At 74.6% G+C, this 22,947-nt stretch carries 13 protein-coding genes; 5 read left to right on the top strand and 8 right to left on the bottom strand.

All coding sequences use genetic code 11. The features are described from left to right. Positions 1 to 243: 243 nt before the first annotated feature. Positions 244 to 804, bottom strand: a complete 561-nt coding sequence (locus tag K7862_RS27815; protein ID WP_222967314.1) for a MarR family winged helix-turn-helix transcriptional regulator — start codon at positions 802 to 804, stop codon at positions 244 to 246. A 139-nt stretch (positions 805 to 943) separates the two neighbouring features. Between K7862_RS27815 and K7862_RS27810 the strand changes: the two genes are divergently transcribed. After that, positions 944 to 2,245 (top strand): MFS transporter, encoded by a 1,302-nt coding sequence (locus K7862_RS27810; RefSeq protein ID WP_222967313.1) that lies wholly within the window; start codon positions 944 to 946, stop codon positions 2,243 to 2,245. A 65-nt stretch (positions 2,246 to 2,310) separates the two neighbouring features. Here K7862_RS27810 and K7862_RS27805 read toward each other — a convergent pair whose 3' ends face one another. Continuing rightward, positions 2,311 to 4,038: an ATP-binding SpoIIE family protein phosphatase gene (locus tag K7862_RS27805; protein WP_222967312.1), complete on the bottom strand. Its 1,728-nt coding sequence runs from the start codon at positions 4,036 to 4,038 to the stop codon at positions 2,311 to 2,313. A gap of 170 nt (positions 4,039 to 4,208) precedes the next feature. Further along, on the bottom strand, positions 4,209 to 5,576 hold the full coding sequence (locus K7862_RS27800) for an NAD(P)/FAD-dependent oxidoreductase (protein WP_222967311.1): 1,368 nt from the start codon (positions 5,574 to 5,576) through the stop codon (positions 4,209 to 4,211). A 327-nt stretch (positions 5,577 to 5,903) separates the two neighbouring features. Between K7862_RS27800 and K7862_RS27795 the strand changes: the two genes are divergently transcribed. Continuing rightward, positions 5,904 to 6,719 (top strand): TetR/AcrR family transcriptional regulator, encoded by an 816-nt coding sequence (locus K7862_RS27795; RefSeq protein WP_222967310.1) that lies wholly within the window; start codon positions 5,904 to 5,906, stop codon positions 6,717 to 6,719. Positions 6,720 to 6,971: 252 nt separating this feature from the next. After that, on the top strand, positions 6,972 to 8,975 hold the full coding sequence (locus K7862_RS27790) for a sigma-70 family RNA polymerase sigma factor (protein ID WP_308012224.1): 2,004 nt from the start codon (positions 6,972 to 6,974) through the stop codon (positions 8,973 to 8,975). A 103-nt stretch (positions 8,976 to 9,078) separates the two neighbouring features. On the opposite strand, the gene K7862_RS27785 is transcribed toward K7862_RS27790, so the two are convergent. The 4 genes from K7862_RS27785 to topA form a co-directional block, all read right to left on the bottom strand. Then, positions 9,079 to 9,825 carry a DsbA family oxidoreductase gene (locus K7862_RS27785; protein ID WP_222967309.1) on the bottom strand — a complete coding sequence of 249 codons (747 nt, stop codon included), beginning with the start codon at positions 9,823 to 9,825 and terminating at the stop codon, positions 9,079 to 9,081. 90 nt (positions 9,826 to 9,915) lie between these two features. After that, the gene (locus K7862_RS27780; RefSeq protein ID WP_308012223.1) at positions 9,916 to 13,212 is read right to left on the bottom strand and encodes an ATP-binding protein; all 3,297 of its coding nucleotides are present in this window, start codon (positions 13,210 to 13,212) and stop codon (positions 9,916 to 9,918) included. Positions 13,213 to 13,640: 428 nt separating this feature from the next. After that, complete coding sequence (gene tmk / locus K7862_RS27775; protein WP_222967307.1) at positions 13,641 to 16,976, bottom strand: dTMP kinase; 3,336 nt, start codon at positions 16,974 to 16,976, stop codon at positions 13,641 to 13,643. Between the two features lie 91 nt (positions 16,977 to 17,067). Further along, positions 17,068 to 19,905 carry a type I DNA topoisomerase gene (gene topA, locus K7862_RS27770; RefSeq protein ID WP_222967305.1) on the bottom strand — a complete coding sequence of 946 codons (2,838 nt, stop codon included), beginning with the start codon at positions 19,903 to 19,905 and terminating at the stop codon, positions 17,068 to 17,070. Positions 19,906 to 20,360: 455 nt separating this feature from the next. Here topA and K7862_RS27765 point away from each other — a divergent pair, with 455 nt between their 5' ends. Continuing rightward, positions 20,361 to 20,792, top strand: a complete 432-nt coding sequence (locus K7862_RS27765; RefSeq protein WP_222967303.1) for a TM2 domain-containing protein — start codon at positions 20,361 to 20,363, stop codon at positions 20,790 to 20,792. Between the two features lie 37 nt (positions 20,793 to 20,829). Further along, positions 20,830 to 21,225 carry a DUF2752 domain-containing protein gene (locus K7862_RS27760; protein WP_222967324.1) on the top strand — a complete coding sequence of 132 codons (396 nt, stop codon included), beginning with the start codon at positions 20,830 to 20,832 and terminating at the stop codon, positions 21,223 to 21,225. A gap of 86 nt (positions 21,226 to 21,311) precedes the next feature. On the opposite strand, the gene K7862_RS27755 is transcribed toward K7862_RS27760, so the two are convergent. Next, positions 21,312 to 22,853 carry a DUF7059 domain-containing protein gene (locus K7862_RS27755; RefSeq protein ID WP_222967301.1) on the bottom strand — a complete coding sequence of 514 codons (1,542 nt, stop codon included), beginning with the start codon at positions 22,851 to 22,853 and terminating at the stop codon, positions 21,312 to 21,314. Positions 22,854 to 22,947 lie beyond the last annotated feature (94 nt).

The raw sequence follows: 22,947 nt of genomic DNA, 5'->3' as shown, positions 1-22,947 counted from the left end.
CTCCCGTCCCGCCGGCCAAATCGGCCGGGCGGTTCGAATGACCACTCGCATTCCGAAAAAACACACGACGAAACAACAGCGCGACAGTCGCGAGTCGAATCGAGAAGGTTCCTGCGGGATGGCTGCCCGGGGACCGACCGGAGTCGGCGCTCACGTCGGGCAACCCGGAGAACATTACGTACCCGTCCGGCCGGTGTCAACCCCGACCGGCTGAACAGTTGCGAAGCGTCCGACGCGCCTCGTTCAGTCAAGGTCCTCGAGGCGCCCGCCGGCGTCCGGCTGCGTCGACTCCACGCGGCGCAGCAGGCGGGTGAGGATCTCGCCCAGGGAGCCGCGCTCCTCCGGGGTGAGGTCCTGGAGGAGGTCGTCCTCGAAGGCGGCGGCCAGGCGCATGGTCTGCAGCCACTTCTCCCGGCCCTCGTCCGTGAGCTCGACGATCACGCGGACGCGGTTGGACTCGTCGCGCTCCCGGGTGACCAGGCCCTCGCCGACCATGCGGTCGATGCGGTGGGTCATGGCGGCCGGGGTGAGGCCGAGACGCTTGGCGAGGTCCCCGGGACCGAGCTGGTAGGGGCGGCCCACGACGACCAGCGCCTTGAGGACCTCCCACTCGGAGTTGCTGATCCCCAGGTCGACCAGTTGCCGGCCGTAGGCGACGTTCATCCTGCGGTTGAGCCGGCCCAGGGCGGTGACGACCTTCTCCACCTGAGGGTCGACCTCGGGAAACTCGCGCTGGTAGGCGGCGATCTGGGCGTCGAGGTCCAGCTCCTGGGGTGTGGCCGGTGAACCCTCGGCTGCGGTCATGGGAATGAGTATGCCACGAACGACGTTGCCCTAAAGCCCTTCCGTATGTAATCTTTACCTTCGAACTTTACTTCTGAAGTCTTCAGGCCGAAGCCCTCCGGCTCCGCCCGGGGACTCCCCCAGCCCGAAAGAGGTGAGTGTGACCACCGCGATGGGCGCAGCTCTGCGCCGGATCCAGTTGGGTAACGCCCTGAGCGCGTTCGGCAACGGCTTCACCGTGCCGTTCACGTTCATCTATGTGTCCCAGGTGCGCGGCCTGGGTGCGGGCACCGCCGGCGCGGTGCTGGCGACGCTCGCCATCGCCGCGCTCGTCGTGCTGCCCTTCACCGGGCGCGCCATCGACCGCCGGGGCCCGATCCCGGTCGCCGTGGCGGGCACGCTGCTGGCCGCGGCCGGCTCCCTGGGTCTGGGTCTGTCGGGCAGCGAGCCGGGCGTGATCGCCGCGGCGGCCTCGCTCGGCGCGGGTGTCGCGGTGGTGCAGCCGGCCCTGGCGACGATGATCGTCTGGTGCTCGACGACGGTCACCCGTTCGCGGGCGTTCGCCACGCAGTTCTTCCTGAACAACCTGGGGCTCGGCGTGGGCGGGCTGCTCGGCGGGCTGATGGTCGACACCGCGCACCCGTCGTCGTTCCTCCGGCTGTTCGCCATCGAGGCGGCGATGTTCCTGGTGCTCGGTGCCGTGGTGGCCACCGTGCGGCTGCCGCGGGTGCCGCAGCTGCGTGAGGCGATCCCCGGCGGTGACCGTCCGACCGCGGGCGGCGGACTGCGGACGCTGCTGGCCGACCGTTCGATGGTGGCGCTGTGCGTGCTCGGCTTCGTGATGTTCTTCGCCTGCTACGGGCAGTTCGAGTCGGGCCTGTCCGCGTTCGCGGTCGAGGTCACCCGGATCTCCCCCGCGACGCTGGGCATCGCCCTGGCCGCGAACACGGCGGTGATCGTGCTGGCGCAGTTCGTGGTGCTGCGGCTCGTGGAGCACCGCCGCCGCAGCCGGGTGATCGCCGGGGTCGGCGTGGTGTGGACGGTCGCGTGGAGCGTGGCCTGGGCGTCGGGCGTGGTGCACGGTCACCACGCGGCGGCCGTCGCGGCGATCATCTCCACGTACGCGCTGTTCGGTCTGGGTGAGGCGATGCTCGCGCCGACGGTCTCGCCGCTTGTGGCGGACCTGGCTCCGGAGCGGATGGTCGGGCAGTACAACGCGGCGTTCGCACTGGTCAAGCAGCTGGCACTGGCGCTGGGCCCGGCGGTCGGCGGTGTGCTGGCCGCGGCGGGGGCGTACGACGCCTACCTGCTGATGCTGGTGGTGTGCTCGCTGGCGATCTCGGCGATCGCGCTGCGGCTGGGCCGGCGGCTGGCGCCGGCCCAGGACAGTCCGCTCCGGCCGACCCGCGTGGTCGCGCGGTCGGCGCCGAAGCCGCAGGTCGAGGAGACCCTGCCCGCGTGACGCGTGGGCGTGCCCCCTGGCGGGACGCGCCGAACGGCGTGGCCCCGTGGTCGAGGACCGCGGGGCTACTCCGTTTCCGCGGGGTACTCGGGCAGCGCGAACTCGCACCAGACGGCCTTGCCGCCGCCCGGCGTGCGGCGGGAGCCCCAGCCGGACGCGATGGTGGCGATGATCGAGATGCCGCGGCCGGACTCGTCGCCCGGCTCCGCCCTGCGGCGGCGCGGCAGGTGCTCGTCGCCGTCGGTGACCTCGATGATCAGGCGCCGGTCGGTGCGGCGCAGGCGCAGCCGCATCGGCGGGTGCCCGTGCTTGAGCGAGTTGGCGACGAGTTCGCTGGCCGCAAGCACACCGAGGTCGCGGAGTTCCACGGGGAAGCGCCAGGAGGCGAGCACCCCGGAGGCGAAGGCGCGGGCGCGCGGCGCGGCCTCGACTCCACCCAGCAGGTCGAGCGAGGCGTTGCGGAACAGTTCGGCGTCGTCCCCGGTGCGGTCGGGGTACTGCAGCACCAGCACGGCCACGTCGTCGTCGTGCTCCGAGGTGACGCCGAGGGCGCGCAGCAGCCGGTCGCAGACGACCTGCGGTGATCCGGTGGCCCCGGCGAGGGCGCCGGTCAGCGCGGTGATGCCGTCGTCGATGTCCTGGTCGCGGCGTTCGATCAGTCCGTCGGTGTAGAGGACGGCGGTGCAGCCGGGGCCGAGCGGGATGCTGCCGGAGGTGTGGATCCAGCCCCCGGTACCCAACGGCGGTCCGGTCGGTTCCTCGGCGCGGCGGACGGTGCCGTCGGGGTCCCGGATGACGATCGGCAGGTGGCCGGCGCTGGCGTAGGACAGCCGGCCCTCGCTGGGGTCGTGCACCGCGTAGACGCAGGTGGCGATCTGGGTGGCGTCGATCTCGGAGGCGAGCCCGTCCAGGAGCTGGATGACCTCGTGCGGGGGCAGGTCGAGGCGGGCGTAGGCGCGGACGGCGGTGCGCAGCTGTCCCATGACGGCGGCGGCCCGCACGCCGCGTCCCATGACGTCCCCGATGACCAGCGCGGTGCGCCCGGCGCCGAGGGTGATGACGTCGTACCAGTCGCCGCCGACCGCCGCGTCGGTGCCGCCCGGCTGGTAGGTGGCGGCCACCCGCAGGTCGTCGGGCTGTTCGAGCTCCTGCGGCAGCAGGCTGCGCTGGAGGGTGACGGCCGTCTCGTGGAGGCGGCGCTCGCTCTCACGGAGGCGGTCGGCGGAGAGCACCTGGTCGGTGACGTCGGCGGCGAACACCAGGACGCCCCGGCGTTCGGGGTCGGGGTCGTCGGCGTCGACCGGCGTGCAGGTGAAGGTGAAGTAACCCTGACGGGTGACGGCCGTGGTGTCGCCGTGGGTCACCTTGCGGGCTTTGACGGTCCGCGGCTTGCCGCTGCGGTGCACCTGGTCCATCAGCGGCAGCAGGCCGAGCTCGTCGAGTTCGGGCAGCGCCTCGCGGGCCGGCGCCCCGGTGCTGCGAGGGCCGAAGACGTCGGTGTACGCGTCGTTGACGAAGCCGACGCGGTGCGCCGAGCCGTGGGTGACCGCGATGAGCGCGGGGAGGCTGGTGAGCACCTCGGGGATCGGGGGCGCGCCCGTGACCTGGACGGACCCGTCGGCTGCGTACGCGGCGGCCCCCGTGGCGGGCGCGGTGTCGGCGCGGCCGGTGCCGAGGAGGCCACGTCCGGCGGCAGGTGCGGCTGCGGGGTCGGCGGTCTTGGCGCGGGCCGCGGGGACGGCGCCGCGCCGCTGTGTTCCGGGGAGCCGGGCGCTCCAACGCGTAAGGTTCAACCGTCCGATTCCTCGCATTTGTCACTGTTTGCCAGTGCTGCTGTACGCGTGGTCACCCGTCCAGTGTGACCGAACGTGGCCCTCGGGGGGAATCGCCGCAGGCCCTGCGGGGCGGCGGCCCGCCTCCCGGGGTGGCTCCGGGCTGCCTCCGGGCCGCTTCGGCGGCCGCCTCAGCGGGTGTCGGACCGCGGTCCCTCGCCGGCCGCCGCCTCGAACTCCGCGCGCGGATGCTCCAGGGAGCCGAGCGAGACGATCTCCCGCTTGAAGAGCCCGGCCAGGATCCACTCGGCGAGCACCCGCACCTTGCGGTTGAAGGTCGGCACCCGGCTCAGGTGGTACGCCCGGTGGATCAGCCAGGCGCGGTAGCCCTTGACCTTGCGCCCGTACAGGAAGGCCACGCCCTCGTGCAGGCCCAGCGAGGCGACCGAGCCGACGTGTCTGTGCCGGTACTCGGCGAGCGGCTGCCCGCGCAGGCCCGCGACGATGTTGTCCGCCAGCACCTTGGCCTGGCGGACGGCGTGCTGGGCGTTGGGGGCGCACTCGGCGCCGGGCTTCTCCGCGGTCAGGTCCGGCACGGCCGCCGCGTCGCCGGCCGACCAGGCGCCGTCGACGCCGGCGACCCGCAGCGTGGCCTCGGCGAGCAGCCGCCCCCGGTCGGACAGCGGCAGCCCAGAGGCGGCCAGCACGGGCGCGGGCTTGACGCCCGCCGTCCACACCAGCGTCCTGGTGGGGAGTCGCGACCCGTCCGACAGGACGGCGATGCGGTGCTCGCACGACTCCAGGCGCGTCTCCAGGTGGACCTCGATGCCCCGGCCGCGCAGCTCCCGCACCGCGTACTTGCCCAGCTCCTCCCCCACCTCGGGCAGGATGCGGCCGGTCGCCTCGACCAGCACCCACTTCATGTCCTCGGCACGGACGTTGTGGTAGTAGCGCACGGCGTAGCGGGCCATGTTCTCCAGCTCAGCGAGCGCCTCCACGCCCGCGTAGCCGCCGCCGACGAAGACGAAGGTCAGCGCCGCCTCGCGGACCTCGGCGTCCCGGGTGGAGGAGGCGATGTCGAGCTGCTCCAGCACGTGGTTGCGCAGCCCGATGGCCTCCTCGACGGTCTTGAAGCCGATGCCGTGCTCCGCGAGGCCGGGAATCGGCAGGGTGCGCGAGACCGATCCGGGAGCCAGCACCAGGTGGTCGTAGGGGATCTGCAGCTCCTCGGCACCCTCCTCCTCGGTGGCGAGCGTGGCGACGGTGGCGACGCGCAGGTCGTGGTCGACGGCCCGCGCCTCACCCACCACGATCCGGCACTGCGGCAGCACCCGGCGCAGCGGCACGACGACGTGGCGCGGGGAGATGGAGCCGGCCGCCGCCTCGGGCAGGAAGGGCTGGTAGGTCATGTAGGGCTGCGGATCGACGACGACGATCTCCGCCTCGTCGCGCTTCAGCTTCCGCTGCAGCCGGAGAGCGGCGTACATGCCCACATAGCCGCCGCCGACCACGAGAATGCGCGGCGTGCTCCCTTTGGCCAAAGCCACCGACTCCGTCATTGCTCCATGACGCAATGCGCGGGTGGCGTTTGTCCACAGGGCGGACGCCACCGATTGGGGGTTTTCCCCGGCGTGGGGGTGCCGCGGTGCGCCCATCACAGGGCAAACCGCGCACCCGCCGGGTGCTCCTCGCGGCCCTCGTGCCACGGGCCCGGATCCCGGGCGCGGCGGCCTCCGGGAGGCCGCCGGGTGACGGAACGCCCCCTTCTTTATTGACGCGGCCTCAACTATGTTCGTAGCTCGTAGTACTGCGCGTTACGCGCAGCGATCTTCGTAATGGGTGGGGAGTCTCCGGGGGGAGACTTACGGATTTCCGGGGGATGGGATATGCACATTCAGGACTCACAGCGCACAACCACAGCGGTATCCAATGGTCACGGCGGCTCCGGCCGTCCCGCTCCGCTGCGCGTCGACGCGCAGCGCAACCTCGAACACGTCCTGCGGGCCGCACGCGAGGTCTTCGGCGAGCTCGGTTACGGCGCGCCGATGGAGGACGTCGCCCGGCGCGCCCGGGTCGGCGTCGGCACCGTCTACCGCCGCTTCCCGAGCAAGGACGTCCTGGTCCGGCGGATCGCCGAGGAGGAGACGGCCCGGCTCACCGAGCAGGCCCGTACCGCCCTCGGCCAGGAGGACGAGGCGTGGTCCGCGCTCGCCCGCTTCCTGCGCACGTCGGCGGCCTCCGGCGCGGGCCGGCTGCTGCCGCCCCAGGTGCTGCGCGTCCAGGGACCGGCCGGCGGCGCGGACGAGCCGGCCCGGGTGCCGCAGCAGCGCACCCGCACGACCCCGGCCGCGGCCGGGGAGCACCTCACGGCGGGCGTGACGGGACCGGGACGGGACGCCGACGGTGTTCCGGCCCTCCTCGACGTGGTCGGCCAACTGGTCGACCGGGCACGGGAGTCGGGCGAACTGCGCGGCGACGTGTCGGTGGCGGACGTGCTGCTGGTCATCGCGACCGCGGCGCCTCCGCTGCCGGACGCCGCCCAGCAGGCGGCGGCCTCCGACCGGCTGCTGGACATCCTGCTGGAGGGGCTGCGCTCCCGGCCCGGCGAACGGCTCGGCGGCGGTCCCGCGGACCGCGACCGGGTGGCCGCCGACGCCGTGGAGCACACCGGGGGTGAGACGGCCGCGGCCGAGGTGAGCTGACGGAAGCAGTGCGGGCCGGCGGGAGCCGGTCCGCGTCGGCGGGGTTCGGCACGAGCCGGGACCTGCCGCGCGGACCGGCACCGCCGGCCCTTCCGCGACCGGCCGTCCCCGCGGGGCCGACGGCCCCTGGGGGACGGCCGGTCGCACCTCTGAACGGGTGAACGTGGAGGATGTGTGAACGCTGTCCCCACGGACGGGTGGTTGTTCCGCGGAGCATGACTGCGCCCGGTTCCGGTGTGCCAGGCTTGCGCCGTGGATGAGGCGAACGGGGAGTCCGGCGCGGGCGCCGCGGGCCAGGAAGCCGGTGAGGAACTGCCGTCGCGCAGGGTGCCCGGGCAACGCGACCCCGTCGCACGACCCGAACCGTCCGCCACTCCGCCGAGCGTGCCCGCACCCGCGGGCGCGCCCAGGAGCGCCGTGGACGGCGGACGCCCCGGTGGTCGCCCCGACGATCACCCCGCGCCCGGCCAGGACGCCGGTGGCGGCCGGCCGGCCGCCCTGTCCGACGCCGAGCTGGTGGACCTGGTGCGCGCCGGCCAGGACAGCGCCTACGAGGAGCTGTACCGCCGCCATGCAGAATCGGTCCGCCGCTACGCCAGGACCTGCTGCCGCGACGCGCACACCGCGGAGGACCTGACCGGCGAGGTGTTCGCCCGCACCCTGCAGGCGATCCGCGGCGGCAGCGGCCCCGAGTCGGCGGTCCGCGCCTACCTGCTGACGACCGTCCGCAGGGTGGCGGCCACCTGGGGGAACTCCGCCCGCCGCGAGCATCTCGTCGAGGACTTCGCGGTGTTCGCCGTCACCGCGGCCGGCGCCTCCGCAACCGAGGGCACCGCCGACCTGGGCGCCGAGGTGCGCGCCATGCACGAGGCGGAACAGAGCCTCGCCGTGCGGGCCTTCCGTACCCTGCCCGAGCGCTGGCAGACCGTGCTGTGGCACACCGCCGTCGAGGAGGAGTCGCCCAGCGCCGTCGCGCCGCTGCTCGGGCTGACCCCCAACGCCACCGCCGTGCTCGCCCACCGGGCCCGCGAAGGGCTCCGCCAGGCGTACCTGCAGGCCCATGTCAGCTCCAGCCTCACCGCCGAGGGCGAGTGCGCGCGGTTCGCCGACCGGCTCGGCGCGCACGCCCGCGGCGGACTGCGGATGCGGGCCGACCGTGAGCTGAACCGCCATTTGAAGGAGTGCTCCCGCTGCACCGCGGCCTCGCTGGAGCTCGCCGACCTCAACTCCGCGCTCAAGGGCCTGCTGCCCGTCGCCTACATCGGCTGGTTCGCCGCGGTCTACGCGGCGAAGACCGCCGGGGCGGCGGTGGCCGGCGGTGTCGCCGCGGCGGGTGCCGCGGGCGGGGCCGCCGCGGCGGCCGCGGGGTCCGGGAGCGGCGGCGCGGGCGCGTCCGGCGGCGCGGCGATCGCCGGTGAGGGGCTGGGCGCGCCGATCAAGGCGGGGATCGCGACGGCCGTGGTGGTCGCGGCGGCGGCGACCGCGCTGGCGTTCGCGCTGACCGGCGGACACGGCCGGCCCGCGCCCGCGCCGGCCCCACAGGCCCTGCCGAGCTCGACGGCCCCGGTGGCGACCGAGCCGCCGTCCCCGGCGCCGGAGCCTCCGCCGTCGAAGAAGCCGGTGGTCGTCCCTCCGCCGCCCGTCACGAAGCCCGCGGCGCCGGCGCCGCCTCCCGCACCGGCTGCCACCGCCTCCCCGCGCCCGGCGCCCGTGCCCACCACTCCGGCGCCGCCCCCGCCGACACCCAGCCCGACGCCGACGCCCACGCCCACGTCCACCACGCCGCCGTCGAGCCCTCCGCCGCCTCCCCCGGTCGGGTACCCGGTGGACCTGCTGCCGGTCGGCCGGCACGGGGCCGGCGCGGACGAGCCGGTCATCCGCAGGAGCGGTCCGCTGGGCTGGCTGTGGGACCGCTCGCGGCTGAGCATCGGCGGCGAGGAGTACCGGCACGGCATCACCGTGCACGCGCCCTCGTCGGTGACCATCGACCTCAACCGGGCCTGCGTCTCCTACGACGCGCGGGCCGGGGTGGACGACCTGACCCGGCTCTTCGGCGCCGCCGTCCGGTTCTCGGTCTACGGCGACGGCGCCCGGCTATGGTCCTCCGGCCCGGTCCACGCCGGGGACCGGGCGGTGCCGGTGCACGTCGGACTCGCCGGCGTCTCGACGCTGCGGCTGGTGGTCGATCCCCTGGCGCGCGGGCTGGACGCGGCCAACCTGGCGGACTGGGCGGACCCGGTCATCACCTGCGGATGACACACGAAGGCCCGGGCGGCCCCTGGGGAGGGGCCGCCCGGGCCTGGTCCTGCGCCGGGGCCGTCGGGGGCCGATCGCGCAGCGGGGCCGTCCGGCCCTGAGCTCAGTGGGCCGCGGCCGGCGGGATCTCGCACACGCCGTCGGCGCAGGCCGCGTCGCCGGCGCCGGAGGCAGCGGTGTCCGCGGCGAGGGCGTCCGGGGTCTTGAGACCCGCGTTCGCGGTCTCCTTGGCGACCTGCTCCAGGACCCGCAGGAACGTCGACGTCTCCTGGCCGCCCTGCACCGCCCACTGGCCCTCGAAGACGAACGTCGGGACGGCGGAGATGCCGAGCTGGTGGGCCTCGTCGATGTCGGCCTGCACCTCGGCCCGCAGGTCGTCGGAGCGCAGGAAGGCGGCGACGGCGTCCCGGTCCAGGCCCACGGCGGCTGCCGCGTCGGCCAGCTGCTCGCGGTCGCCGATGTCCATGCCCTCGCCGAAGTGCGCTGCCATCAGACGGCCCTTGAGCCGGGTCTGCGTCTCGGCGCCGTGGGTGTCGAGCGCGTACCGCAGCAGGCGGTGGGCGAGCAGCGAGTTGTTCTCCAGCACCGTGTCGAAGTCGAAGGTGATGCCCTCGGCCGCCCCGAGCTGGGTGATGCGCTCGTCCATGGCGACCGCCTGCGGCCCGTACTTCTGCGCCAGCACCTCGCGGTGCCCGCGGGGCTGCTGCGGCGCCGCCGGGTCGAGCTGGAACGGCCGGTAGACCACCTCGACCGAGTCCGCCTGCGGGAACGCCGACAGCGCCCGCTCGAACCTGCTCTTGCCCACGTAGCACCACGGGCAGGCGATGTCGGAATAGATTTCGACCTTCACGGCTCTCCCACTTCCGGTCACACGGCGTTGCGTCCCTGAACGCTGTGTACTTGAGCGCTCAAGCAACGTCAACCCCGGAACGGCCCCGGGCTATTCCCCCCGCGCCGCCGCCGTGAGCAGGGCCACCGCCGCGACCCGGTCCAGCCCGGCACCCGCCGCCCGGGCCGCCGCCAGCGCCTCCGGGGGCAGCCCGGCGACGGCGCGCTGCAGCTCCTCGTGCGCCTGCTGCTCGGGCACGGTCCTCGGGAGCGGCCCCCGCAGCGTCTCGGCCGCCGCCGACAGCCCGGCCGCCTCCGCCGCCCGGCCCGCCGCGCCGAGCACGGACGCCGCCGCGTCCAGCTGCTCGGCGACCACCGGGTCGGTGCAGCCCACCTCGACCGCGCGCCGCGCCGCGTCCTCCAGGCCCGTCAGCGCGCCCTCCAGGTCTCCCTCGGCCGCGGCGACCCGCGCCCGCAGCGCGAGCACCAGCACATGGAAGCTGGGCGGCGGTGTGCCGTCCGCCGCGTGCCCCTCGACGAGGTCCGCCATCGCCCGGGCCCCGGCCACGTCGCCCTGGCCCAGCATGAGGACGCCCTTGAGATAGCGGATGTATGTGCGCGCGTCCCAGACGGCGTACCGCTCGGCCTCCTCCTCGGCGTGCGCGCACAGCTTGCGGGCCGCCTCGTCGTCGCCCGCCCGGTGCTCCAGCTCGGCCAGCCGCCCCAGCAGGAACGGCGCCTCGCTCAGCGCGCCCAGTTCCGTGCCGAGCCGCAGCGCCGCCTCGAAGTCGGCCCGCGCCTGGGCGAAGTCGCACCGCAGCGTGGCGATCTCCGCGCTGACTCCGTGCAACTGGGCGCGGATCCAGCGGTCGTCGAGGCCCGCGCACACCTGCCGCATCTCCGTCAGGTCGGTCTCCGCGGCCGGCAGGCCGCCGGGCGAGTCGACGGTGATGTGGGTCCGGAACATCAGCGCCGCCGCCTGCTCCCAGGCCCCGCCGTGACGGCGGCAGTTGTCGACCACCTCGTCCGTGTGCGCGCGCACCTCCTCGGGCCGCCCGAACAGGTACGCCGCGAACGGCCACAGCATCCCGGGGAAGCGCGCGGCCTCCGGGCCGCCCTGGCGGTAGGCGTTCATCAGCGCGAACGCGGCGTCCTTGGCCTCCGGCGCGTACCACTGCTCCTCGGACGCACGGTCGCTCTTGACGAAGAAGTCGAGCATGCGGGCGTTCATGCGGGGCCAGTACAGCGGGTCGGGATCGGAGTCGGGATCGGGATCCGGGTCAGCTGTGGGCGTGGGTGCGGCGTCCGGGCCGGCGGGGGCCGGCAAGGGGTCGGGGCTCAGCGCGATGACCCGGTCCAGCCAGTCGCCCGCCTCGTCGCGGTAGTTGCGCAGCCACCAGAACCAGCCCATGGCCACGGTCACCGCCAGCGCGTCCGCCTCGTCCGCCCGGGTCACGGCACGGTGCAGCGCCGCGCGGACGTTGTCCAGCTCGGTCTCCAGCACCTCCAGCCAGTGCAACTGGTCGCCGCCGCGCAGCTTCGGGTCGGTGCTCTCGGCCAGACCCCGGAAGTACCCGGTGTGCCGGGCCACCGCCGCCGCGGCCTCGTCCGGCACCTCCGCCAGGCGCTCCGCCGCGTACTCGTGGATCGTCTCCAGCAGCCGGTAGCGGGTGCCGCCAGCGCGGCCGTGGTCGGCCAGCACCAGCGACTTGTCCACGAGGTGCGCGACGGTCACCAGCGCGTCGGGCCCGCACACCGCCTCGGCCGCCGCGAGCGTGCAGCCGCCCGCGAAGACGCTCAGCGCCCGCAGCGACGCCCGCTCCGGCTCCTCCAGCAGGTCCCAGCTCCAGTCCACGACCGCGCGCAGCGTCTGCTGGCGCGGCAGCACCGTCCGGCTGCCGCCGGTCAGCAGCCGGAAGCGGTCGTCCAGGCGGTCCGCGATCTGCCGCGGCGACAGGGCACGCAGCCGGGCCGCGGCCAGCTCGATGGCCAGCGGCAGACCGTCCAGCCGCCGGCAGATCTCACGCACCGCGTCCGCGTCCTCCACGGTGTCGTACGCCGCGCCGCCCGGCCGGACGGTCGCCGCCCGCTCGGCGAACAGCCGGTAGGCCGGTTCCGGCGGCAGCGGCTCCACCGGCCGGACCACCTCGCCCGGCACCCCCAGCGGTTCCCGGCTGGTCGCCAGCACGGTCACCCCCGTGCAGACGGCCAGCAGTTCGGCGGTCAGGGCGGCGGCCGCGCCGACGACGTGCTCGCAGTTGTCCAGCACCAGCAGCAGGCGGCGGTGCACGCAGTGCTCCAGCAGCCGCTCCAGCGGGTCCTCGCTGTGCGCCTCGGCGGGCCGGTCCCGGGCCGCCGTGAGCAGGTGGGTGTCGCGCCGCCCGAGGGCGCTCAGCACGGCGTGCGGTACGCCCGCGGGGTCGTCGAGCGGAGCCAGCTCGGCCAGCCAGACGCCGTCCGGGTACTCCCCGCGGTCCGCCGCCTCCTGCGCCAGCCGGGTCTTGCCCGAACCGCCGGGCCCGGTCAGGGTGATGAGCCGCGCGGCGGTCAAATCCGCCGCGATGTCCCGTAGTTCGGTCTCCCGGCCGACGAAGCTGGTGAGGCGGGCCCGCAGGTTGCCGCGGGTGCGGGGCCGTGGCTGAGGCGGCTGCGGCTGCGGCTGCGGCTGCGCCTCGGGCCGGGGCGGGGTGTCCTGACGCAGCAACTCGGCGTGCAGAGCGCGTAGTTCGGGGCCCGGGTCGGCGCCGAGGGTATCAGCGAGCACGGTCCTGGCGCTGTCGAACGCCACCAGGGCGTCGGCGGTGCGGCCCTCGGCACGCAGCGCGCGGATGAGCTGGACATGGAACGCCTCGTCCAGTGGGTGGTCCTCCACCGCCTCCCTCAGCGCGGGCAGCGCCTGGGCGGCCCGGCCGCCCGCGAGGTCCGCCTCGATACGCAACCGCCGCGCGGTCAGCCGCAGGGCCTCGGGCCGGGCGGCGGCCGCCACGCGGTCCGGCAGGTCGGCGAACGCGGGGCCGCGCCACATCTCCAGCGCCCGGCCCAGGATCTCCGCGGCTCCCTCCGGGTCCCCGTCGCCGAGAGCCCGCTCGCCCTCCCGCAGGGCCGCCTCGAACGCGAACAGGTCGACGGCCTCGGGTGCGGCGTCGAGACGGTAGCCGCCGGGTTCCGAGAGCACGGCCTCCCGGCCGAGGACGCGCCGCAACCGGGCGACGAGGGCTTGCAGGGCGCCCGGCGCGTCGGCGGGCGGATCGTCCGCCCACACGTCGTCGATGAGGCGCTCCGGGCTCACCGCCCGCCCGGCGTTCATGGCCAGCACGGTGAGCAGCGCGCGCAGCCGCCCGCCACCCAACGCGACGGAGGCGTGGCCGTCCCACACCTCCGTGACCCCCAACACCCCATACCGCCGCACGCCCCTATTCTCCCGGTCCGCCCACCCCCACCCGCAAGCGCCATGGACCAGGCACAGAAGGGGGGCCGCGGCGAAAGCGATGACATCCCCACGGCCAGACAGCGCGGCACCCGCGGAGTGGGAGCACGGCCGATGCGCGCCGCAGGCACCCGCAGCCGCCGACGGCGGATCATCCCTGCAGGGGAAACACAGGCGATGCCCGCGCCCGCAAGGCGCAGGACCCCGCGCGGACGCGCAGCCGCCGACGGCGAGGCACCCCCGCAGGGGGACGGAGAGCCGACAACCAATCTGCACGGGTGGTGCGGGTGGGCACACACCGCGCCGCAGGCGCGGAAACCCCGCACGGACGTGTACCCGTCGACGGCGAGGCACCCCATACACGGGCGAAGGCCCACCATGAGGGCCCCGCACGCCGCGGAAGGCGCCCCCTACTTCCGGGACCCCCGAGCCGGAGGCTCCCCCTCATCGTTCCGCCCCAGCAACTCGTCCGCCAGCGACGGCAAGTCGTCCAGCGGCGTCTCCTCGGCCCAGGCCGGCCGCGGCCGCCGCCCGGGCTCAGCCGTCCCGCCGGACCTCTCGCCCCCCGCCGAACCGGACTGCACGGACGGCAGCTCCCGCGTCCGCTCGTTGTCCGACGTCTCGGGCCGGAACATCCACGGCGGCACACGGTCAGCGGGGTCCGCGTCGCGCGCCGTCCCCGGCACGGGCGGCAGCATGGCCGTCTCGTCGTCGTCACGCGAGACCACCGGCGGCAGCACCGTCGTCGTCTCGGACGGGTCCGGCTCCGAGCGCAGGCCCGCGTCCGCGTCCGCACCCTCCTCGGCCTGCGCGCGGGGCTCGGCCGCCGGCACCGGCGTCATGACCGTCGTGTTCTCCGACGAACCCGCGGCCTCGTCCGCCCGCTCAGCCTGCCGGGACACCGGCGTCAGCACCGTGGTGTCCTCTATGCCGCGCCCGCCCGCGGAGTCGCCGGAATGGCCCGAGTCTCCGGACCCACCGGCACCGCCGTCATCAGAACCGCCCCCGGAGTCTCGCCCGCCCTGGTCCGAGCCCCCGGCGTCCCCCGCGTCCTCCACCGCGTCCGCGGACTCCGCGGCCGCCGCACCCTCCGACGGCACCTGGGGCAGCACCTGCGTCTCCGCGGTGTCCGACTCCTCCGCGGCAGCATGCTCCGCGGCGGCGGCGGCCGCCGCCCGCGCGGCCTCGGCCCGCAGCAGCGCCTCCTCCGCCTTCCGCTGCTTCTCGGCCCGCCGCTCGTCGGCCTCCGCGCGCAGCCGCGCCTGCTCATCGGCGAGGCGGCGCAGCCGTTCCTGCTCGGCGGCGTGGGCGGCCTCCTCGGCCGCGCGCTTGGCGGCGGCCTCCGCCTCGACGCGGGCCTCCTCCTCGGCGCGCAGGCGTGCCGCCTCGGCCTCCTGGGCGGCCTTGCGCTCGGCGATCTCGCGGCGCGCGGCCTCCTCGGCGGCGAGCCTGCGCTCCTCCTCCTCACGCCGCAGCTTCTCCAGCTGCGCCTGGCGCTCGCGCTCCAGCCGCTCTTCCTCCGCCTTGCGGGCCGCCTCCTCGGCGGCGCGGCGGGCGGCCTCCTCCGCTGCCTTTCGCTCGGCCTCGGCGCGGGCCTCGATCTCCTTCTCCGACAGCGGCAGGAGCTGGTCGAGCCGGTGCCGTACGACGGTGGTGACGTCCTCCGGGGCCTGCCCGGCGTCGACGACGAGATAGCGGGCCGGGTCGGCGGCGGCCAGGGTCAGGAACCCGGCGCGGACGCGCTGGTGGAACTCGGCCGGCTCGGACTCCAGCCGGTCGGGCGCCTCGGTGAAGCGTTCCCGCGCGGTCTCCGGCGAGACGTCCAGCAGGACGGTCAGGTGCGGGACGAGCCCGTCGGTGGCCCACCGGGAGATGCGGGCGATCTCGGTCGGGGCCAGGTCGCGGCCCGCGCCCTGGTAGGCGACCGAGGAGTCGATGTAGCGGTCGGAGATGACGACCGCGCCGCGCGCCAGGGCGGGCCGCACCACGGTGTCGACGTGTTCCGCGCGGTCGGCGGCGTAGAGCAGGGCCTCGGCGCGGTGCGAGATGCCGGCGGCGGAGACGTCGAGCAGGATCGACCGCAGCCGCTTGCCGACGGCGGTGGCGCCGGGCTCACGGGTGACGACGACCTCGTGCCCCTTGGCGCGGATCCACTCGGCGAGCGCCTCGACCTGGGTGGACTTGCCCGCGCCGTCGCCGCCCTCCAGCGCGATGAAGAAGCCGGTGTCCGCGGGCGCGGCGGCCGGCTCGGCGCCGCGCAGCGCCTCCCGCAGGTCGCGGCGCAGCGGGACGCCGGTGCGGTCGTCGGTCTTGCCCAGAACGAGCGCGGCGACAGGCAGCAGCAGCGCGCCGACGAGGATCAGCGTGTACGCGGCGCCCTCGTGGTCGAAGGTGAAGTGCCCGTGGTGGATGCGGTGCGGGCCGATCGCGGCGGCGACCAGCGGGGCGACGATCGCGCCGACGGCGACGACCGCGCGGGCGACGGCCTGCAGGTGCTCGACCGTGCGGGCGCGGCGCGGCTCCTCGGCCTCCTGCTCGACGAGCACGTGGCCGGTGTTGGCGCTGAGGCCCGCGCTGACGCCGGCCAGCAGGGCGAGCAGCAGCACCGTCGTCTGGTCGGCGACGATGCCGGTGAGCAGCAGGGCGATGCCGGTGACGCCGATGGCCAGGGCCAGCAGCCGGCGCCGGGACAGCGCCGGCAGGGTCCGGGGGGCGACCCGGATGCCGATGACCGTGCCCGCGGTCAGGGCCAGCACGAGCAGACCGAAGCCCACCGGGCCGAAGCCGAGGCCGCCGGCGCGCAGCACCGCCAGTGCGACGGCGGCGCCGATCGCGCCGGCCACAGCGGAGGTGGCGAGGACCAGGAGCGGCAGCGTGCCGGTCCTGCCGCGCTCGGCGCCCGCCGGTCCCTTGGGCAGCCGCAGCCCCTCCAGTGGGGAGCGCGGCCGGGCGGTCGTGCCGGACGGCAGTTCCAGCAGGTAGAGGATCGCGATCGACGACGAGAACAGGCCGGCGGCGACGTACGAGGACAGCGCCACCTGGTGCAGGTGGAACCAGTCCGCGCCGAGCGCGATCAGCGTGTTGATCATCGTCACGACGACGAGCACCGCGGCGGCCAGCGGCAGCGCGACGAAGCTGGTGCGCAGGTCGAGCCGGTGCAGCGTGGCGAGGCGGTCGGGTCCGGGGCGGACCGAGGTGTCGCCGGACGGCGGCAGCAGCACCGGCGCCGCGCCGTCCTTGGCGACCGCCCACAGGCGATCGGCCGCTCCGGTGACGAACGCGGTGACGAGCAGCCAGATGTGCGCCGAGTCCGGCACCCAGGTGATCCACAGCGGGGCGATGATGAACAGCGCGAGACGCACGGCGTCGGCGCCGATCATCGTCCAGCGGCGGTCGAGCGGGCCGCCCTCGGCGGTGAGCGCGGACAGCGGGCCCAGCAGCACGGCGCCGAAGAGCAGGGTGGCGACCATGCGGGCCGCGAACACCGCGGAGGCGGCGAACGCCGCGCCCCGGTACCCGCCCTGGAAGGCGTGCGAGCTCGCGACGGCCTGGACGGTGAGCAGGAGCAGCACCAGCATGCCGAGGCGGTCGGCGACCGCTCCGGTGATCTGGGCACTCCACAGCCTGCGCAGTGCCGGGATCTTCAGCAGAGCCCCCACTGCTCGTTCACGTGAGTCCGCCGCGAGGTCGGTGGCGAACGTGTCGGGTGCGTCCGCGGGGTGCGCCGGCTGCTCGGATCGCGTCATCCTGACAGCCTATCCGCCTCCGCCGCGCCCACTCATCCCCCCGCGCACCTCGTCGCGGCACTGTGTGCGGGGGGCCCGCCGGCCGGCGCCGTCAGTCGGACGGCGAGGCCTTCTTGGCGGCGGTGGCCTTCGTCGCCGGCGCCTTCTTGGCGGCGGTCTTCTTGGCCGCCGTCTTCTTCGCGGCGGTCTTCTTGGCCGCCGTCTTCTTCGCCGCGGTCTTCTTGGCCGGGGCCTTCTTCGCGGCCTTCTTCACCGGGCCCTTGGCGCGCTTCTCGGCGAGGAGTTCGTAGCCGCGCTCGGGCGTGATCGTCTCCACGTCGTCGTCACGGCGCAGCGTCGCATTGGTCTCGCCGTCGGTGACGTACGGGCCGAAGCGGCCGTCCTTGACGACGACGGGACGCTCGCTGACCGGGTCGGTGCCGAGCTCCTTGAGCGGCGGCTTGGCCGCGGCCCGCCCGCGCACCTTCGGCTGGGCGTAGACGGCCAGCGCCTGCTCGAGGGTGATGGTGAAGAGCTGGTCCTCGCTCTCCAGCGAGCGCGAGTCGGTGCCCTTCTTCAGGTACGGGCCGTAGCGGCCGTTCTGCGCGGTGATCTCGACGCCCTCGGCGTCGGTACCGACGACCCGCGGGAGCGACATCAGCCGGAGCGCGTCCGCCAGAGTGACGGTGTCCAGGGACATCGACTTGAAGAGCGAGGCCGTCCGCGGCTTGACCGCGTTCTTGCCGGTCTTCGGGGTGTCCTCGGGCAGCACCTCGGTGACGTACGGCCCGTAGCGGCCGTCCTTGGCGATGATCGGCCGGCCGGTCTCCGGGTCGTTGCCGAGCTCGAAGTCGCCGCTGGGCTTGGCGAAGAGTTCCTGCGCGTACTCGACCGACATCTCGTCCGGCGGCAGGTCGTCGGGGACGTCCGCGCGGCGGTGGTCCTCCTCGCCGCGCTCGCCGGTCTCCACGTACGGGCCGTAGCGTCCGACGCGCAGCACGATGCCCTCGCCGACAGGGAAGGAGGAGATCTCGCGGGCGTCGATCGCGCCGAGGTCCTCGACGAGTTCCTTGAGCCCGCCCAGGTGGTCGCCGTCGCCGTTGCCCGCGCTTGCCGCGGACGGCACCGCGTCGGTCTCGCCCTCGTCGGAGCCGAAGTAGAAGCGGCGCAGCCACGGCACGGACTGGGCCTCGCCGCGGGCGATGCGGTCGAGGTCGTCCTCCATCGAGGCGGTGAAGTCGTAGTCGACCAGGCGGCCGAAGTGCTTCTCCAGGAGGTTGACGACCGCGAACGACAGGAACGTCGGGACGAGCGCGGTGCCCTTCTTGAAGACGTAGCCGCGGTCGAGGATCGTGCCCAGGATCGTCGCGTACGTCGACGGGCGGCCGATCTCCCGCTCCTCCAGCTCCTTGACCAGCGACGCCTCGGTGTAGCGGGCGGGCGGCTTGGTGCTGTGGCCGTCGGCGCTGATCCCGGTGGCGGTCAGCGGGTCGCCCTCGGAGACCTGCGGCAGCCGGCGCTCACGGTCGTCGAGCTCGGCGTTGGGGTCGTCGGCGCCCTCGACGTAGGCCTTGAGGAAGCCGTGGAAGGTGATGATCTTGCCGGAGGCGGAGAACTCGGCGTCGCGGCCGTCCGCGGAGCGGCCGCCGACCTTGACGGTCACCGACTGCCCGACGGCGTCCTTCATCTGGGAGGCGACGGTGCGCATCCAGATGAGCTCGTAGAGGCGGAACTGGTCGCCGGTCAGACCGGTCTCGGCGGGGGTGCGGAAGCGGTCGCCGGAGGGGCGGATCGCCTCGTGCGCCTCCTGCGCGTTCTTCACCTTCCCGGCGTACACGCGCGGCTTCTCCGGCAGGTACTCGGCCCCGTAGAGCTGCGTGACCTGGGCGCGGGCGGCGGTGATCGCCGTCTCGGAGAGCGTCGTGGAGTCGGTACGCATGTAGGTGATGAAGCCGTTCTCGTACAGCTTCTGCGCGACCTGCATGGTGGCCTTCGCCCCGAAACCGAGCTTGCGCGACGCCTCCTGCTGGAGGGTGGTCGTGCGGAACGGCGCGTACGGCGAGCGGCGGTACGGCTTGGACTCGACGCTGCGGACGGAGAACTGCGTGTCGGCGAGGGCCGCGGCCAGCGCGCGGGCGGCGGACTCGTCGAGCTGCAGCACGTTGGCGCCGGCCTTGAGCTGCCCGGTGGAGGCGTCGAAGTCACGGCCCTGGGCGACGCGGCGGCCGTCCACGGCGATCAGCCGGGCGGTGAGCGACGACGGGTCGGAGGCGTCCCCTGCGCGGCCGGTGCTGAAGGTGCCCAGCAGGTCCCAGTACTCGGCGGAGCGGAACGCGATGCGCTCGCGTTCGCGCTCGACGACGAGCCGGGTGGCGACGGACTGCACGCGGCCGGCCGACAGCCGCGGCATGACCTTCTTCCACAGGACCGGCGAGACCTCGTAGCCGTAGAGACGGTCGACGATGCGGCGCGTCTCCTGGGCGTCGACCAGGCGCTTGTTCAGCTCGCGCGGATTGCGCACGGCGGCCTGGATGGCGTCCTTGGTGATCTCGTGGAAGACCATCCGGTGCACCGGCACCTTCGGCTTCAGGATTTCCTGCAAATGCCAGGCGATGGCCTCGCCCTCGCGGTCCTCATCGGTGGCGAGGAAGAGTTCGTCGGATTCCTTCAGAAGATCCTTGAGCTTCTTGACCTGTGCCTTCTTGTCGGCGTTGACGACGTAGATCGGCTGGAAATCGCTGTCCACATTGACGCCGAGGCGCGCCCACGGCTGGCCCTTGTACTCGGCCGGCACTTCGGCGGCCCCGTTGGGGAGGTCGCGGATGTGCCCGACGCTGGCCTCGACGACGTATCCCGGGCCGAGGTAGCCCTTGATCGTCTTCGCCTTGGCAGGCGACTCGACGATGACGAGTCGGCGGCCGCCTGGTGCGGTCTCGCGGGTCGGGGACAACTTCGCTCTTCTCTCCGGGTTGAAGGGGTGTCGCTGCGGAGTGTGACCGTACCTCCTGGCCCCGTGTCAAACGGGAAAAGTCCGCAACGCCACTCGAACGGTAACCCGATGTACGTTCTATCCACACTGCCGGGGTCCTCAAAAGGCTACGTCGCCTCGGGCCATCGTGCCCGGAAATGGCGGTGCCACGGCCATGCCCGGCGCCTTTGCGGTAGTGCGCCGGGGGGCGTGCCGGGGTCGCGGAAGCGGTTCGGCCGACGGGCCGGGGACGTGCCCTCCGCGCGCCGGCGGCCGGCCCGCCCGCCCCGGCCACACACCCCTCGCGCGTCCGCGGCGGCCTGCGGCGATTCCCCGGGACAGGACCCCGCAACCCGGGCGGGACAGGGACCGCCGGTGACTGCAAGGATGTCGGCCAGAACAGACCGCATACGCACTTCCAGCGCAGGGGGACGGCCTTGTCCGATCAGAATCCTTATGGCCAGAATCCGTACGGCCAGCAGCAGCCGGGCTACGGCTATCCACAGGGCGGCGCCCAGCAGCCCGGGTACGGCTACCCGCAGGGGGGCGGGTACCCCCAGGGCGGCGGCTACCCGCAGGGGGGTCCGTACCCGCCGCCGCCCGGCACCTACACCGGTGACCCGAACGCGCCCTTCGGCGTCGACCCCTACGGCCGCCCCTACTCCGAGAAGTCGAAGGTCACGGCGGGTGTGCTGCAGCTGCTGCTCGGCGGCTTCGGCGTCGGCCGCTTCTACACCGGCCACACCGGCATAGCCCTCGGCCAGCTCTTCACCTGCGGCGGCTGCGGGGTCTGGGCGCTGATCGACGGCATCATGCTGCTCGCCGGCAACAACCAGACCGACGCCCAGGGCCGTGTCCTGCGTGGCTGACCATCTGCGGCACGCCCCGGCCGGCGCACCCTCGACGGTGCGCCGGCCGGGCGGCTGGCGGCATCACCCGGCCACCCCGCCGCTCGGCGCCCTCGCGGCGGCGATCGCGGCCTCGGCCTACCTCTACAACACCGACCCGCACCAGAGCGGCCACTGGCTGCCGCGCTGCCCCTTCAACTGGGCCACCGGCCTGCTGTGCCCGGCATGCGGCGGCACCCGTCTCGCCTACGACCTGCTGCACGGCGACCCGGTGCGGGCCTTCCACGAGAACGCCCTGCTGTTCGTCGCCTCGCCGGTGCTGCTGTGGATGTGCGGGCGGTGGCTGGTGGAGGGCCTGCGCGGACGGCGGTGGCGGCCGGTGCTCGGGCCCCGGGCGCAGTACGCGGTGCTGGCGCTGGCCGTGGTGTGGACGGTCGTGCGCAACGTTCACTGACGGGCGCCGGCGCCTGGGGCCGGCAAGGGCCGGCCCCCGGGCCGGTTGAGCGTGGCGGCCCGGGCCCGCCCGAGCAGGCGCCCCGGTCAGGCGCCCGGGCCGGTGAGGGGTTCCAGGAAGCCCTGGCCCACCAGCAGCCGGATGGACTCCGGCGTGCGGTCCCGCAGCACCACCGGGTCCTCGCCCAGCAGCTGGGCGATCGCGTCCACGATGCGGCCGGCCGGCAGCGTCCCGTCGCACACCCCGGCGAAGCCCGCGCCGACCGTGTCCACCTTCGTGGCCCGCCGCATGCCGCGCGCCGACCGCAGCACCACGTGCTCCGGATCCTCCGCACCGGGCATCCCCACCTGCTCCTGCACCACATCCGGGGCGAGGGTGAAGCGCGCGCCCAGCAGCGCGGCGTCGTCGTGCGCGCGCAGGAAGTCCTGGCGCGCGAACCAGTCCGCCACGGCCGGGCCGAGCGGCTGCTCGACCGGGTGCGGCCACTCCTCGACGCTCACCACCGGCTCCGCGGTCCCGGACTTGTGCAGCGTGATCCAGCCGAAGCCGATGCCGGTGACCTTGGCGCGCTCGAACTCCTCCAGCCAGGCGTCGTAGCGCTCGGCGTAGGCCGCCGGGTCCGCGCGGTGGTCGCCGGCGTCCCGCAGCCACAGTTCGGCGTACTGCGCCACGTCCTGCACCTCGCGCTGCACGACCCACGCGTCGCAGCCCGCGGGCATCCAGGCCGCCAGCCGGTCCCGCCAGTCCTCGCCGTCGACGTGCTGCCAGTTGGCGAGCAGCTGGCACCAGCCGCCGTCCGTGAGGTGCCCGGCGGACTCCCGCACCAGGGTGCGGCACAACTCGTCCCCGGCCATGCCGCCGTCCCGGTAGGTGAAGCGGCCACCCGGGGAGATCACGAACGGCGGGTTGGACACGATGAGGTCGAACCGCTCGTCGCCCACCGGCTCGAAGAGGCTGCCCTGGCGCAGGTCCGGCTCACGGGCGCCGGAGAGCTCCAGGGTGAGCCGGGCGAAGTCCAGGGCGCGCGGGTTGAGGTCGGTGGCGGTGACCCGGGTGGCGTGCCGGGACGCGTGCAGCGCCTGGATGCCCGAACCGGTGCCGAGGTCCAGCGCCCGGTCCACCGGGTTCCGCACGGTGATCCCGGACAGCGTGGTGGACGCGCCGCCGACGCCGAGCACCAGCTCGGCGCGGTCGACTCCGGGCGCGCTGCCGATCCCGCCGGCGCCGCCGACCGCGCAGCCCAGGTCGGAGACGATCCACCAGTCCTCGCCGCCGTCCCCCGCGTACGGGCGGACGTCCACGGTCGCGCGGACCTCGTCGCCGTCGCGCTCCAGCCAGCCGTCCGCCTCGTACCGCTCGATGCCGGGCAGGGCGGCGCGGGCCCGGGCGTAGGGGACGGAGCGCTGGAGCAGGAAGAGCCGGACGAGGCTCTCCAGCGGGCTGCCGCCACGGGTGGCGCGCAGCGCCGGGACGGTCTCGGCCCGGGAGAGCGCCGCGTAGGCGACCGCGCCGAGCAGGTCGAGGCAGCCGTCGGCGGTGAAGTCGGCGGCGAGCAGGTCGTCACGCAGCGACGCGGCGCTGCCGGGAGCGGGGATGCGGGCGGTGCCGGGGGTACTCACACGGCTCATTGTCGCGGAACGCCGCGCCCGGGGCGCGCGAGCGTGGGTGCCCGCGCCGGGAAGGGCGCGGGCCGGCGGGTGCGCGCCGGGCTGCTCGGCTGCC

It is taken from the genome of Actinacidiphila acidipaludis (assembly GCF_019890725.1).
Lineage (GTDB): Bacteria > Actinomycetota > Actinomycetes > Streptomycetales > Streptomycetaceae > Actinacidiphila > Actinacidiphila acidipaludis.
The sequence above is the reverse complement of the archived record's forward strand: the minus strand, read 5'-3'. Positions and strand labels throughout refer to the sequence as shown.